The following is a 14,351-nucleotide window of genomic DNA, read 5'->3' as shown; positions in this document are numbered from 1 at the left end:
CCCCGGCCTCAGGCCATGACCTCAGCCAGCGCGGCGCAGCAGGCCCACGACGACCAGCAGGATGATCGCGCCAATCACGGAAGCGATCCATCCCGCCGGTTCGCCGGGTGCGTACCAGCCCATCTGCTGGCCCGCGAAGCCGGCCACCAGTGCCCCGGCAATGCCCAGCAGCGTGGTGAGGATGAAGCCCATCTTCTGCTCGCCGGGCAGGACTGCCCGGGCAATGAGGCCGACGATGAAGCCGACGATGATCATGATGAGAATGCTCATGCTGCTGCTCCTTGCTGTGCATGCGGGCGGCGCACGGATGTGCGCCGCTCACCGATGATAGCGGTGAGCGGCCCCGCGACGTGTGACAAAGTCTCTCGGAAGGGAAGCGCGCCCGGCATCTTCCGGCCAGGCACGAGGGCGTGTCAGGAGGTTTGCGCCAGCAATTGCCGCAGGTCGTGGGTCAGCGCCTCGACCGACTCGGAGTCCGAGGCCAGCAGGCGGGCACGGCCCCGATTGTCGAAGACGTAGATGCCCCGGCTGTGGCTGACTTCATAGACGTCGGCGTCATCGCCGGGCCGCGGCTTCTCGATCTCGAACGCCACGCGATAGCGGCGCGCCAGGTCCGCCACCTGGCGGGGCGTGCCGGTCAGCCCGACGGCGTTCGGGCTGAAGGCATCGACATACGCCTGCAGCACGTCAGGCGTGTCGCGGTGGGGGTCGACACTGATGAACAGGATGCGCACCTTCTCGGCCGCCTCGGGCCCCAGGCGCTGCATGACTTCGTTCAACTGCGCCATGGTGGTCGGACAGACGTCCGGGCAACTGGCGTAGCCGAAGAACATGAGCACCGTCTTGTCCTTCAGGTCCTTCTCGGTCAGGGTCTTGCCGCCCGCGGCCGACAGTGTGAAGGACAGGTTGGGCACGTGGCCCTTCACGTCATACAGCGACCATTCTTCCGAGTTCGGATTGCAGGCCGACAGCGTGGCCGCCGCCACGGCGGCGATCAGCAGGCGGGAAAGGCGGGACAGTCGCTTCATGGCCGGAATCCTGGGACGTGGTCAGTGCCGCATGAGGAGGCTGCCGCTCAGGCCGCCAGCATGCCGCTGTGACGCAGCAGGGCATCGATGGAAGGGTCGCGGCCGCGGAAGGCCTTGAAGGAATCCGCCGCCGGACGGGAGCCGCCCACCGCCAGCACTTCACGGCGAAAGCGCATGCCGGTGTCGGCGTCCAGCGTGCTGCCTGCGGTCTTGGCGGCCTCTTCGAAGGCGCTGTAAGCGTCGGCCGACAGCACCTCGGCCCACTTGTAGCTGTAATAGCCCGCGCCATAGCCGCCGGCGAACAGGTGCGAGAAGGCGTGGGGCAGGCGGTGCCACTCGGGCGGGAATACCACCGAGACCTCCTGGCGCACCTCGCCCAGCAGGCTCATGACCTGCGCGATGGAGACGCGCTCGGCCTTGCCATGCAGCAGGATGTCGAACAGCGAGAATTCCACCTGCCGCACCATCTGCATGCCGCTCTGGAAGTTGCGGGCCGCCACGAGCTTGTCGAACAGTGCGCGCGGCAGCGGCTCGCCGCTGTCGGCATGGGCGGACAGCACGCGCACCACGTCCCACTCCCAGCAGAAGTTCTCCATGAACTGCGAGGGCAGTTCGATGGCGTCCCATTCCACGCTTGCGAAGGCCGAGGCGCCGGGCTCGTCCACGTCCGACAGCAGCGCGTGCAGCGCGTGGCCGGTTTCATGGAAGAGGGTGATGACGTCGTCGTGCGTGAGCAGCGCGGGCTTGTCGCCCAGCGGCTGGGCGAAATTGCAGGTCAGGTAGACCACCGGCGTCTGGACGGCGCCGGCGATGGCGCGGCGGCTGCGCTCGCTGTCCACCCAGGCCCCGCCCTGCTTGCCCGAGCGGGCGTGCAGGTCGAGGTACAGGTGGCCCAGCGTGGCGCCCTCGGGCGTGGTGACGCGCACGCCGCGCACCGATTTGTGCCAGGACGAGACGGCCTGCTCTTCCAGGCGCACCTGGAACAGTTTCTCGATGACCGAGAAAAGGCCCGCCAGCACGGTGGGCTCGGTGAAATAACGCTTCACCTCGTCATCGGAATAGGCGTAGCGGGCTTCGCGCAGCCGTTCGGACGCAAAGGCCATGTCCCACGGGGCCAGTTCGTCCAGGCCCAGCTCCTTGGCGGCATAGGCGCGCAGTTCGGCCAGGTCCTGCTCCGCGTGCGGCCGCGCGCGGCGTGCCAGGTCACGCAGGAAGTCGGCCACTTCCTGGGGATCGCGCGCCATGCGCGTTTCCAGGCGCAGATTGGCGAAATCGGCGTAGCCCAGCAGCGCGGACTCCTCGGCGCGCAAGGCCAGCAACTCTTCGATGAGCGGCGAGTTGTCGTATTGCGCGTCGGCCTGCTCCGACGCGATGGTGCCGTAGGCGCGATACAGCGTCTCGCGCAGTTCGCGGCGGCGCGCGTATTGCATGACCGGCAGGTAGCAGGGCATCTTCAGCGTCAGCTTCCAGCCTTCCTTGCCGTCTTCCTTCGCCGCCGCGTGGGCCGCTTCCCGCACGTCCTGGGGCAGGCCGTCGAGTTCCGCCTCGTCCGTCACGATCAGCGACCACGCGTCCACGCTGTCCAGCACGTTCTCGGAGAATTTCTGCGACACCTGCGCTTCGCGGTCCGAGATCTCGGCGTAGCGCTCACGGGCCTCGCCCCGCAATTCGACGCCGCCCAGGCGGAAGTCGCGCAGGGCCAGTTCGACGATGCGCTGGCGCACCGCTGGCCAGGCGGCGAAGTCGGCCGAGGCGCCCAGGCGCTGGTATTGCCGGTACAGCCCTTCGTGCAGGCCGACCCAGGTCGAGAACTCGCTGACCTTGGGCAGCATCGCGTTATAGGCCTCGCGCAGGGCGGGCGTATTCACGACGGCATTCAAGTGGCCGGCCACCGACCACGCGCGCCACAGGCGCTCGGACGCGGTATCCAGCGGCTGCACCACGGCTTCCCAGGTGGCGGGCAATGCCGGATCGGCGGCATGCTCGACCGCGGCACGGGCTTGCACGAGCAGGGACTCGATGGCGGGGGCCACATGCTCGGGCGCGACGGCGGCGTAGTCGATCAGGTCGGCGACCGGGGCGAGCAGGGGATTGGCGCTGGGGAGGCTCATGGCGGGTTGCGGCAAGTGAGAGGTAAGGATGAGGTGGCGATCAGGCCCGCGATTTCAAGCCCGCGCTGCCGGGCTGGGCGGGTGGGAATCCGGCCGGGCAGCGTTGCCCCCGGCCGGATGGCGCGTCAGGCCTGCGCGGCAGCGCCTGCCAGGGCACGCTCGGCAGCCTCGATGGTGTTGACCAGCAGCATGGCGATGGTCATGGGGCCGACGCCGCCCGGAACGGGGGTGATGGCGCCGGCCACCAGCTTTGCCGAGGCGAAGTCCACGTCGCCGCACAGCTTGCCGTCCTCGCCGCGGTTGATGCCCACGTCGATGACCACGGCGCCGGGCTTGACCATGTCGCCGGTGACGATGCCGGCCTTGCCGGTGGCCACCACCAGCACGTCGGCGCGGCGGGTCTGGGCGCCCAGGTCGCGCGTCTTGGAGTTGCACAGCGTCACCGTGGCGCCGGCGGCCAGCAGCAGCATGGCCATGGGCTTGCCCACGATATTGCTGGCGCCGACGATCACGGCCTCGGCGCCGCGCAGCGGCACCTGCTCGGATTCGAGCATCTTCATGACGCCGTAAGGCGTGCACGGACGGAACAGCGGCTGGCCGGTCATGAGCAGGCCGGCGTTGCTGATGTGGAAGCCATCCACGTCCTTTTCAGGCGCGATGGTCTCGATGACGCGGTGCGCATCGATGTGGGCGGGCAGGGGCAGCTGCACGAGGATGCCGTGGATGGACGGGTCTTCGTTCAGCGCATTCACGCGCGCCAGCAGTTCTTCCTCGGTCATGGACGCGGGGAACTGCTCCAGGACCGAATGCATGCCCGCCTTCTCGCAGGCCTTGACCTTGTTGCGGACATAGACCTGGGAGGCGGCGTTCTCGCCCACCAGGACCACGGCCAGGCCAGGGGTGATGCCGCGGGCCGTGAGGCTGGCCGCGCGTTGGGCGACTTCCGCGCGGATCTGCTCGGACAGCGCCGCGCCGTCGATGATGCGCGCCGTCATGCGTGCGCCTCGGGTTTGGTCAATGCAACTTTCATCAAATCTGCAACCGTAGTGACTTCGAGTTTTTCCATGATGTTGGCGCGATGCGCCTCCACCGTCTTGATGCTGATGCCGAGGTCGTCGGCGATCTGCTTGTTCAGCCGGCCCGCGACGATGCGTTCCAGCACTTGCTGCTCGCGCGCGGTCAGGCGCGCCAGCATGGCGTCGTGGGTGCGCTGGGCATTGGCCTGCGTGACGCGCTGGTTGGCCTGCTCAAGCATGCGGGCAACGATCTCGCGCAGGTCGGATTCGTTGAAGGGCTTCTCCAGGAAGTCCACGGCGCCTTTCTTCATGGTCGACACCGCCATCGGCACGTCGCCGTGGCCGGTGATGAAGACGACGGGCAAGGGCGCCTTGCGGGCCAGCAGCTGCTCCTGGAGTTCCAGGCCGCTCATGCCGGGCATGCGCACGTCGGCGATCAGCACCCCGACCTGGTCGGCGTCGTATTCCGCCAGGAAGATCTCGGCATTGGCGTAGGCGCGCACCCGGTAGCCATTGGCTTCCAGCAGCCATCGCAGCGAATCGCGGACCGCTTCATCATCGTCCACGATGTAGACGGTACTCGCTTGGTGGGGCATGTTCATGCAGGCAACTCCTCGGACTTATCGCGTTGGATAGGCGCTTGTGGCGCGGCGCAAGGCAGGGTAAAGCGGAAAATGGTACCGCCGGTGGGATTGGCTTCGGCCCACAGGCGTCCGTGGTGGGACTCGATGATGGTGCGGCAAATGTTCAGCCCCATGCCCAGGCCTTCGGACTTGGTGCTGAAGAACGGCTCGAACAGGCGCTCGGGGTCGGCCAGGCCGTGGCCCGCGTCGATCACGGCGACTTCCAGCTGATTTTCCTGCTGCTGCACCACGACCCGCAAGGTGTCGACGGTGCTTTTTTCCATGGCTTCCAGGCCATTCTTGAGCAGGTTCAAGAGTACCTGCTCGATCAGGATCGGGTCGGCCAGCGCGTTCGGCAGGTCGGCCGGCACCTGCTGCGCGATGCTGATGCGGCGCTTGCGCGAGTCGATTTCCGCGAACGCGACGGCATTGTCCAGTATCTGGGTGATGGGCACCGATTGGCGGCGCGGTTCGCTGCGCTTCACGAATTCACGGATGCGGCTGATGATCTTGCCGGCGCGTTCGGCCTGCGATGCCGCTTTTTCCAGGGCGGGCAGCAGGCGCTCGGGATCGGCATTGCCGGACCGCAGCATGGCGACCGCGCCCATGCTGTAGTTGGCAATGGCCGTCAGCGGCTGGTTCAGCTCGTGCGCCAGCGAGGAGGCCATCTCGCCCATGGTGGTGAGGCGGCTGGTGAGCTGGATCTTCTCCTGCTGCACCCGCGATGCCTCTTCGTGCTTGCGGCGCTCGGTGATGTCGCGCGCCACCTGCAGGCGCACCCGGCGGCCGTCGGTCCAGGCCAGCATGCGGTGATGCACTTCGAACCAGCGTTGCACCGACGGCGCGAACACCTCCACCGACTCATCGGTGAAGCGGCCGCGCCGGCCGGCCAGCAGTTCCTCGTGGCCGTCGGTCTGGGCGCCGAAAACCCGGCGGTAGGTGCGGTTGGCGAACAGCAGCTCCAGGCCGTCCTGGGTGTCGGCGGTGACGGAAATGGCGTCATCCAGGCCTTCCAGCACCGTCATGAAGCGCTCGTGGGCGGCCGTCAGGGCCTCGCGGATGCGCTTGGGCTCGGTGATGTCGGTCATCGACGTCATCCAGCCAATCTGGTCGCCGTTCGGGTCGCGCAGCGGCGAGACATACATGCGGGCGGTGAAGCGCGAACCGTCGCGGCGCTGGGATTCGACCTCCAGGCCGCTGCTGGGCGCGTTGCCCGACATCAGCAGGTCGAGGGTGTGCTGGTGCTGCTCGTGGCGGCCCGGCACCCAATAAGGGAAGGGCGGGCTGCGGCCGATCAGGTCGGCCTCGTTCCAGCCGATCATGCGGCAGAAGGCCGGGTTCACATAGGCGATGCGGCCCTCCATGTCCAGCACGCGCATGCCGGTGGACATGGAGTTCTCCATGGCGCGCCGGAAGCTGGTTTCCGCCGCCTGGGCCGCCTCGGCCTCCGAGCGGTAGCGGGTATAGCGCCACAGGGCCAGCAGGCTGATCACGATCACGCAGGACAGCGCCAGCACCAGCCAGGTCAGGCGCTGCTGGCGCAACTCCTGGTCGATGGTGACGAACATGACGCTGTCGTCGCGGATGCGCTGCAGCCAGAAGAAGACGCCCATCACGCACAGGTACAGGACCAGCACGACCACGGGCGTCAGCCAGTACCAGCCGCGCCGGCGCAGGCGGGCGTGGTCGTGGAACTGCGTGGCGATATAGGACTTGGGAGGGCTGGCCATGTCAGGATGATGAAAGCAACGGCGCTATTCTAATTCGGGCGGAGAAGTCGCTGCCGTCGCCTTGCGCCACAGGGGGGTTCCACCCAGGAGAACCCTCCTGTATTTTCACATTATGAAAATACATCTCGCAAGGTGGAATATTGCTTGCCCGGCCTTGTCCACATTCCCTAGAATGCCGGGAGAAGTTGCCATACCCCTCTTGCCGTTAACTGAACAGATAATCACAGGGTCGGCCCGGCTGGATCGGGGGCTTGAGTCGCCTGGCGCAACATGCCCGGCACGGTCGCGAAACCCCACTGGAGACACAAGATGTCCTCTTTCGCCCTTAATGGTGGCGCGCAGTCTGCTGCCAACGACGAAGACACGCAAGAAACCCAGGAATGGCTGGAAGCCCTGTCCGCCGTCCTCGAAAACGAAGGTCCCGAGCGCGCCCACTACCTGCTTGAGCGCCTGATCGACGAGGCCCGCCGCTCGGGCGCGCACATTCCGTATTCGCCGAACACGGCCTACCTGAATACCATCCCGGCCGGCCTGGAGCCCGCCCATCCCGGCAACCTCGAACTCGAGGCCCGCATCCGCTCGTACGTTCGCTGGAACGCCATGGCCATGGTGGTCAAGGCCAACAAGCACAATCCGCCCGATGGCGGCGACCTGGGCGGCCACATCGCGTCGTTCGCCTCGCTGGCCACCATGATCGGCTGCGGCCAGAACCACTTCTGGCACGCCGAGTCCGAGGACCACGGCGGCGACCTGGTCTATTTCCAGGGCCACACCTCGCCGGGCATGTACGGCCGCGCCTACCTCGAAGGCCGCCTGACCGAAGAGCAACTGGACCATTTCCGCCAGGAAGTCGACGGCAAGGGCCTGTCCTCCTATCCGCATCCCAAGCTGATGCCGGAATTCTGGCAGTTCCCCACCGTGTCCATGGGCCTGGGCCCGCTGATGGCCATCTACCAGGCGCGCTTCCTGAAATACCTGCACGCCCGCGGCATCGCCGACACCAGCAAGCGCAAGGTCTGGGTGTTCTGCGGCGACGGCGAAATGGACGAGCCGGAATCGCTGGGCGCCATCAGCCTGGCTGCGCGCGAGAAGCTGGACAACCTGGTCTTCGTCATCAACTGCAACCTGCAGCGCCTCGACGGCCCGGTGCGCGGCAACGGCAAGATCATCCAGGAACTGGAAGGCGACTTCCGCGGCAGCGGCTGGAACGTCGTGAAGCTGATCTGGGGCGGCTACTGGGATCCCCTGCTGGCCCGCGACAAGGAAGGCATCCTGCGCCGCATCATGGAAGAGGCGGTCGACGGCGAATACCAGGCCTACAAGGCCAATGACGGCAAGTTCGTGCGCGAGAACTTCTTCGGCAAGCACCCCAAGCTGCTGGAAATGGTCGCCCGCATGAGCGACGACGACATCTGGCGCCTGAACCGCGGCGGCCACGATCCGCACAAGGTGTTTGCCGCCTTCGACGCGGCCACCAAGCATGAAGGCCAGCCCACCGTGATCCTGGCCAAGACCATCAAGGGCTACGGCCTGGGTCAGGTCGGCCAGGCCAAGAACCCCACCCACCAGCAGAAGAAGCTGGACGTGGAAGCGATCCGCGAATTCCGCGACCGCTTCAACATTCCCGTGCCGGACGACCAGCTGGAAAAGCTGCCGTACTTCAAGCCCGCCGAAGACTCGCCGGAAATGAAGTACCTGCACGAACGCCGCAAGGCCCTGGGCGGTTACCTGCCCGCGCGCCGCGTGAAGGCCGACGAGCAACTGAAGGCCCCCAAGCTGGAAGCCTTCAAGGCCGTGCTGGAACCCACCGCGGAAGGCCGCGAAATCTCGACCACGCAAGCCTTCGTGCGCGTGCTGAACCAGGTCCTGCGCGACAAGGACGTTGGTCCGCGCGTCGTGCCCATCCTGGCTGACGAATCGCGCACCTTCGGCATGGAAGGCCTGTTCCGCCAGATCGGCATCTATGCGCCGGAAGGCCAGAAGTACGTGCCGGTCGACAAGGACCAGGTCATGTACTACAAGGAAGCGGCCGACGGCCAGCTCCTGCAGGAAGGCATCAACGAAGCGGGCGCGTTCAGCTCGTGGATCGCGGCGGCCACGTCGTACTCCACGAACAACCGCATCATGGTGCCGTTCTTCATCTACTACTCCATGTTCGGCTTCCAGCGCGTGGGCGACCTGGCCTGGGCCGCCGGCGACATGCAGGCCCGCGGCTTCCTGCTGGGCGGCACCGCCGGCCGCACGACGCTGAACGGCGAAGGCCTGCAGCACGAAGACGGCCACAGCCACATCCTGGCCTCGACCATCCCGAACTGCGTGTCCTACGACCCGACCTTCGCGCACGAACTGGCCGTCATCATCCAGCACGGCATGAAGCGCATGGTCGAAGACCAGGAGAACGTGTACTACTACCTGACGGTGATGAACGAAAACTACCCGCAGCCTGGCCTGACCGCCGGCGACGAGGAAGGCATCATCCGGGGCATGTACAAGCTGAAGTCGCACGGCAAGGGCAAGCAGCGCGTCCAGCTGATGGGCTCGGGCACGATCCTGCGTGAAGTCATGGCCGCCCAGGAACTCCTGGAAGCCGACTGGGGCATCGCCTCGGACGTCTGGAGCGTCACCAGCTTCACCGAACTGCGCCGCGACGGCCTGGACGCAGAGCGCCACGCGCTGCTGCATCCGACCGACAAGAAGCAGCCCGTGCCCTACGTCACGCAGCAGCTGGAAAAGACCGAGGGCCCGATCATCGCGTCCACGGACTACATGAAGCTGTTCGCCGACCAGATCCGCCAGTTCATGCCCAAGGGCCGCGAATACCGTGTGCTGGGCACCGACGGTTTCGGCCGCTCGGACTTCCGCGCCAAGCTGCGCGAGCACTTCGAGGTTGACCGCCGCTTCGTCACCGTCGCCGCGCTGAAGGCGCTGGCCGACGAAGGCAAGCTGCCGCTGGAGAAAGTGGCCGAAGCCATCAAGAAGTACGGCATCGATCCCAAAAAAGCCAACCCGCAATACGCCTGAGGGTCCGAGACATGAGCAATACGGTGGAAATCAAAGTGCCGGACATCGGCGACTTCGACTCGGTGGAAGTGATCGAAGTGCTGGTGTCCGAAGGCGACACGATCCAGGCCGAACAGAGCCTGATCACGGTCGAGTCCGACAAGGCCTCCATGGAAATCCCCGCCTCCGAAGGCGGCGTGGTGAAGTCCATCAAGATCAAGGTCGGTGACAAGGTTGCCAAGGGCAGCGTCATCGTCGAGGTCGAGGCTGCCGCGGGCGGCAAGGCCGACGCCGCGCCGGCCAAGGAAGCCAAGGAAGCGCCTGCCACGGAAGACAGCAAGGCCTCGGCCGCGCCCAGGCAGGAAACCCAGGAAGCCAAGGCCGAGGCACCGGCCAAGGCCGCTTCGGGCGGCGTGGTCGACGTGGCCGTGCCGGACATCGGCGACTTCGACTCGGTCGAGGTCATCGAGGTGCTGGTCGCCGAAGGCGACAGCATCAAGGCCGAGCAAAGCCTGATCACCGTCGAGTCCGACAAGGCCTCGATGGAAATCCCGTCCTCGCACGCCGGCGTCCTGACGTCGCTGAAAGTGAAGGTGGGCGACAAGGTCGCGAAGGGCAGCATCATCGCCCAGGTCGAGGCCGCCGGTGATTCGGCGCCCGCCAAGGAAGCCCCCAAGGCCGCCAAGCCCGAGGCCGCCGCCGCGCCGGCCAAGGCCGATGCCGGCCGCGCCGAAGCCAGCGCGCCCGCGCCGGCCAAGGAAGCGCCCGCCCAGGCCCTGAAGGCCGACGTCGTGGACGATGCCAAGCAGCGCCTGGCGCATGCTTCGCCGTCGGTGCGCAAGTTCGCCCGCGAGCTTGGCGCCGACCTGAGCAAGGTCCAGGGCTCCGGTCCCAAGGGCCGCATCACGCAGGACGACGTGCGTGGCTACGTGAAGAAGGTGCTGGCAGGCCAGGGCGCTGGCGCCCCGGCCGCCGCCGGCGGCGCCGATGGCGCGGCCCTGGGCCTCTTGCCGTGGCCGAAGGTGGACTTCACCAAGTTCGGTCCGGTCGAAGCCAAGCCGCTGTCGCGCATCAAGAAGATCTCCGGCGCGAACCTGCACCGCAACTGGGTCATGATCCCGCACGTCACCAACAATGACGAAGCGGACATCACCGACCTGGAAGCGCTGCGCGTCACGCTGAACAAGGAGAACGAGAAGTCGGGCGTGAAGGTCACCATGCTGGCCTTCCTGATCAAGGCCGTCGTCGCGGCCCTGAAGAAATTCCCCGAGTTCAACGCCTCGCTGGACGGCGACAACCTGGTATTGAAGCAGTATTACCACATCGGTTTCGCCGCCGACACGCCGAATGGCCTGGTGGTGCCGGTCATCCGCGACGCCGACAAGAAGGGCGTGGCCGAACTGGCGCAACTGACGTCCGAACTGGCCAAGAAGGCCCGCGACGGCAAGCTGTCGCCCTCGGAAATGCAGGGCGGCTGCTTCTCGATCTCGTCGCTGGGCGGCATCGGCGGCACGCACTTCACGCCCATCATCAATGCGCCTGAAGTGGCCATCATGGGTGTGTCGCGCTCGTATCACAAGCCTGTCTGGAACGGCAAGGAATTCCAGCCGCGCCTGACGCTGCCGCTGTCGCTGTCCTATGACCACCGCGTCATCGACGGCGCCTCGGCCGCGCGCTTCAACGCCTATGTCGGCGCGCTGCTGGCGGACTTCCGCCGCATCGTGCTGTAAACGGGAGCGTTCATGAGCAATCTCACTGCAATCAAGGTTCCCGACATCGGCGATTTCGACTCGGTCGAAGTCATCGAGGTGCTGGTGGCCGAGGGCGACACGATCAAGGCCGAACAAAGCCTGATCACGGTCGAGTCGGACAAGGCCTCGATGGAAATCCCGGCGTCCGAGGGCGGCGTGGTCAAGTCGGTGAAGGTCAAGGTCGGCGACAAGGTGTCGCAGGGCAGCGTGGTCGTGGAAGTGGAAGCAGCGGCAGGCGCCGCCCAGCCCGCCGACGCACCCGCGAAGCCGGAGGGCAAGGCCGAAGCCAAGCCGCAAGCCAAGGCCGAGGCCAAGGCGGACGACAAGCCCGCGCCGAAGGCTGCCACGCACACGGGCGGGGCCGATGGCCAGTACGACGTGCTGGTGCTGGGCGCAGGCCCTGGCGGCTATTCGGCCGCCTTCCGCGCCGCCGACCTGGGGCTGTCCGTGGTGCTGGTCGAGCGTTACGCCACCCTGGGCGGCGTGTGCCTGAACGTGGGCTGCATTCCCTCCAAGGCGCTGCTGCACACCGCCGCGGTCATCGACGAGGCGCGCGCCCAGGCCGATCACGGCATCACCTTCGGCGAGCCCAAGATCGACCTGGACAAGCTGCGCGGCTTCAAGGACGGCGTGATCAGCAAGCTGACCGGCGGCCTGGCCGGCATGGCCCGGGCGCGCAAGGTCACGGTGGTGCAGGGCGTGGGGGAATTCCTCGACCCCAACCACCTGTCGGTCAAGGGCGATGACGGCAAGACCCAGACGCTGAAGTTCGCCAGCGCGATCATCGCGGCGGGCAGCCAGTCGGTGAAGCTGCCCTTCCTGCCCGACGACGAGCGCATCGTCGATTCGACCGGCGCGCTGAAGCTGAAGTCCATCCCCAAGAAGATGCTGATCATCGGCGGCGGCATCATCGGCCTGGAAATGGGCACGGTCTATTCCACGCTGGGCGCGCGCCTGGACGTGGTCGAGATGCTGCCCGGCCTGATGCAGGGCGCCGACCGCGACCTGGTCAAGGTCTGGCAGAAGATGAACGCCCCGCGCTTCGACAACATCATGCTCAACACCAAGACGGTGGGGGCCGAGGCGAAGAAGGACGGCATCTACGTCACGTTCGAAGGCGAAGGCGCGCCGAAAGAGCCCCAGCGCTACGACCTGGTGCTGCAGGCCGTGGGCCGCTCGCCCAATGGCAAGAAGATCGCCGCCGACAAGGCGGGCGTGCAGGTGACCGACCGCGGCTTCATCGAGGTCGATCGCCAGATGCGCACCAACGTGCCGCACATCTACGCCATCGGCGACATCGTCGGCCAGCCCATGCTCGCCCACAAGGCGGTGCATGAAGGCCACGTGGCGGCCGAAGTCATCGCCGGCCAGAAGAGCTTCTTCGACGCGCGCGTCATTCCCTCGGTGGCCTACACCGATCCGGAAGTGGCGTGGGTGGGCCTGACCGAGGACGAGGCCAAGAAGAACGGCATCAAGGTCGAGAAGGGCCTGTTCCCGTGGCAGGCCTCCGGCCGCGCCATCGCCAACGGCCGCGACGAAGGCTTCACCAAGCTGCTCTTCGACGCCGAGACGCATCGCATCCTGGGCGGCGGCATCGTCGGCACCCATGCGGGCGACCTCATCAGCGAAGTGGCGCTTGCCATCGAAATGGGCGCGGACATGGTGGATATCGGCAAGACCATCCACCCGCACCCGACGCTGGGCGAATCCGTGGGCCTGGCGGCGGAAGCCGCCGAAGGCGCCTGCACGGACCTGCCGCCCGTGCGCAAGAAGTAAGTCCCATCCGCCGCGCGTCCTTCGGGCCGCGCGGCGCGCCATCGTGACGCGCCGTCTCATTGCCCACCTGGACATGGATGCTTTCTATGCGTCCGTTGAGCTGCTGCGTTATCCCCACCTGAAAGGCCAGCCCGTCGTCATCGGCGGACGCGAGCGCGCGCCCGAGCAATTGCCCGATGGCAGCTGGCGCCACGCCTTGCTGAAGGACTACGCCGGCCGCGGCGTCGTGACGACCGCCACCTATGAGGCGCGCGCCTTCGGCGTGCACTCGGCCATGGGCATGATGAAGGCCGCCGCGCTGGCGCCTCAGGCCATCCTGCTGCCCGTCGATTTCGACCGCTACCGCCAGTATTCGCGCCGCTTCAAGGACGCCGTGCTCGCGCTCGCGCCGGTCATGGAGGATCGCGGCGTCGACGAGATCTATCTGGACCTCACCGATGTGCCAGGCGCGCAGGACGCGACGGCCGACGACCCGCTGGCGGGCGCCCGCGCGGTCGGGCAGGCGCTGCGCCAGCGGGTCCTGGCGGCCACCGGCCTGAGCTGTTCCATCGGCATCACGCCGAACAAGCTGCTGTCCAAGATCGCGTCCGAGCTCGACAAGCCCGGCGGATTGACCGTGCTGAGCCTGGCGGACCTGCCTGCGCGGATCTGGCCGCTGGCCGCGCGCAAGGTCAACGGCATCGGCCCCAAGCTGGCGCAGAAGCTGGAGGCGCTGGGCCTGAACACGGTGGGGGATATCGCGGCGGCCCAGGCCGACTGGCTGCGCGAAACCTTTGGCGAGAACACCGGCGGCTGGCTGCACCGGGTGGCGCATGGCCAGGATGACCGGCCCGTCGTCACTTTCAGCGAACCGAAGTCCATCAGCCGGGAAACCACCTTCGAGCGCGACCTGCATGCCGTGCGGGACAAGGCCGAGCTGGGCGCCATCTTCACCCGGCTGTGCACGCAGCTGGCGGCAGACCTCGCGCGCAAGGGCTATGTGAGCCGCACCATCGGCATCAAGCTGCGCTACGACGACTTCAAGATCGTCACGCGCGACCTGACCTTGTCCTTGCCCACGGCCGATGCCGCGAGGATCCGCCAGGCGGCGGGCCAGTGCCTGAAGCGCGTGCCCCTGTCGCGGCGCTTGCGTCTGCTGGGCGTCAGGGCAGGGGCCTTGCTGCGGGCGGATGATCCGGCGGCCTCGGCGCCCACGGCAACGGCAAGGCAGGCGGGAGACCCGCACACCTTGCCGCTGTTCGACGAGAACCAGTGGTCCGACATCCCGGCCCGGGATTTCCCTCGGAATCGCTAACAAGGCGCTACTTCCTGGGCGA

10 protein-coding genes are annotated in these 14,351 nt (G+C 66.9%); 4 read left to right on the top strand and 6 right to left on the bottom strand.

The annotated features are described in order from the left end of the window. Positions 1-21 precede the first annotated feature (21 nt). The 6 genes from ODI_RS12265 to ODI_RS12240 all read right to left on the bottom strand — a co-directional run bounded on the left by ODI_RS12265 (position 22) and on the right by ODI_RS12240 (position 6,508). The gene (locus ODI_RS12265; protein WP_067758900.1) at positions 22-270 is read right to left on the bottom strand and encodes a GlsB/YeaQ/YmgE family stress response membrane protein; all 249 of its coding nucleotides are present in this window, start codon (positions 268-270) and stop codon (positions 22-24) included. A 143-nt stretch (positions 271-413) separates the two neighbouring features. Next, positions 414-1,028, bottom strand: a complete 615-nt coding sequence (locus ODI_RS12260; RefSeq protein WP_067758902.1) for an SCO family protein — start codon at positions 1,026-1,028, stop codon at positions 414-416. Between the two features lie 47 nt (positions 1,029-1,075). Next, positions 1,076-3,139, bottom strand: a complete 2,064-nt coding sequence (locus ODI_RS12255) for a M3 family metallopeptidase (protein ID WP_067758905.1) — start codon at positions 3,137-3,139, stop codon at positions 1,076-1,078. 125 nt (positions 3,140-3,264) lie between these two features. Then, positions 3,265-4,134, bottom strand: a complete 870-nt coding sequence (gene folD / locus ODI_RS12250) for a bifunctional methylenetetrahydrofolate dehydrogenase/methenyltetrahydrofolate cyclohydrolase FolD (protein WP_067750157.1) — start codon at positions 4,132-4,134, stop codon at positions 3,265-3,267. Further along, complete coding sequence (locus ODI_RS12245) at positions 4,131-4,757, bottom strand: response regulator transcription factor (RefSeq protein WP_067750159.1); 627 nt, start codon at positions 4,755-4,757, stop codon at positions 4,131-4,133. The genes folD and ODI_RS12245 overlap by 4 nt, the downstream gene beginning before the upstream one ends. Further along, the gene (locus ODI_RS12240; protein ID WP_067750161.1) at positions 4,754-6,508 is read right to left on the bottom strand and encodes a PAS domain-containing sensor histidine kinase; all 1,755 of its coding nucleotides are present in this window, start codon (positions 6,506-6,508) and stop codon (positions 4,754-4,756) included. Before ODI_RS12240 ends, ODI_RS12245 begins: the two co-directional genes overlap by 4 nt. A gap of 309 nt (positions 6,509-6,817) precedes the next feature. On the opposite strand from ODI_RS12240, the gene aceE reads away from it, so the two are divergent. From aceE to ODI_RS12220, 4 genes are all read left to right on the top strand, one after another. Further along, positions 6,818-9,529, top strand: a complete 2,712-nt coding sequence (aceE, locus tag ODI_RS12235; RefSeq protein WP_067750163.1) for a pyruvate dehydrogenase (acetyl-transferring), homodimeric type — start codon at positions 6,818-6,820, stop codon at positions 9,527-9,529. Positions 9,530-9,540: 11 nt separating this feature from the next. Beyond that, positions 9,541-11,238 (top strand): dihydrolipoyllysine-residue acetyltransferase, encoded by a 1,698-nt coding sequence (gene aceF / locus ODI_RS12230; protein ID WP_067750165.1) that lies wholly within the window; start codon positions 9,541-9,543, stop codon positions 11,236-11,238. A gap of 12 nt (positions 11,239-11,250) precedes the next feature. After that, entirely contained in the window at positions 11,251-13,035 is a 1,785-nt protein-coding gene (lpdA, locus tag ODI_RS12225) for a dihydrolipoyl dehydrogenase (protein WP_067750167.1), read from the top strand. A gap of 73 nt (positions 13,036-13,108) precedes the next feature. Beyond that, positions 13,109-14,329: a DNA polymerase Y family protein gene (locus tag ODI_RS12220; protein ID WP_067750318.1), complete on the top strand. Its 1,221-nt coding sequence runs from the start codon at positions 13,109-13,111 to the stop codon at positions 14,327-14,329. Positions 14,330-14,351: the final 22 nt, after the last annotated feature.

Source organism: Orrella dioscoreae, assembly GCF_900089455.2.
Taxonomy (GTDB): Bacteria; Pseudomonadota; Gammaproteobacteria; order Burkholderiales; family Burkholderiaceae_B; genus Orrella; species Orrella dioscoreae.
The sequence above is the reverse complement of the archived record's forward strand: the minus strand, read 5'-3'. Positions and strand labels throughout refer to the sequence as shown.

Coding starts and splice junctions, on each gene's coding strand:
- ODI_RS12265 (WP_067758900.1), bottom strand. CDS start 270: ATGAGCATTCTCATCATGATCATCGTCGGCTTCATCGTCGGCCTCATT.
- ODI_RS12260 (WP_067758902.1), bottom strand. CDS start 1,028: ATGAAGCGACTGTCCCGCCTTTCCCGCCTGCTGATCGCCGCCGTGGCG.
- ODI_RS12255 (WP_067758905.1), bottom strand. CDS start 3,139: ATGAGCCTCCCCAGCGCCAATCCCCTGCTCGCCCCGGTCGCCGACCTG.
- folD (WP_067750157.1), bottom strand. CDS start 4,134: ATGACGGCGCGCATCATCGACGGCGCGGCGCTGTCCGAGCAGATCCGC.
- ODI_RS12245 (WP_067750159.1), bottom strand. CDS start 4,757: ATGAACATGCCCCACCAAGCGAGTACCGTCTACATCGTGGACGATGAT.
- ODI_RS12240 (WP_067750161.1), bottom strand. CDS start 6,508: ATGGCCAGCCCTCCCAAGTCCTATATCGCCACGCAGTTCCACGACCAC.
- aceE (WP_067750163.1), top strand. CDS start 6,818: ATGTCCTCTTTCGCCCTTAATGGTGGCGCGCAGTCTGCTGCCAACGAC.
- aceF (WP_067750165.1), top strand. CDS start 9,541: ATGAGCAATACGGTGGAAATCAAAGTGCCGGACATCGGCGACTTCGAC.
- lpdA (WP_067750167.1), top strand. CDS start 11,251: ATGAGCAATCTCACTGCAATCAAGGTTCCCGACATCGGCGATTTCGAC.
- ODI_RS12220 (WP_067750318.1), top strand. CDS start 13,109: ATGGATGCTTTCTATGCGTCCGTTGAGCTGCTGCGTTATCCCCACCTG.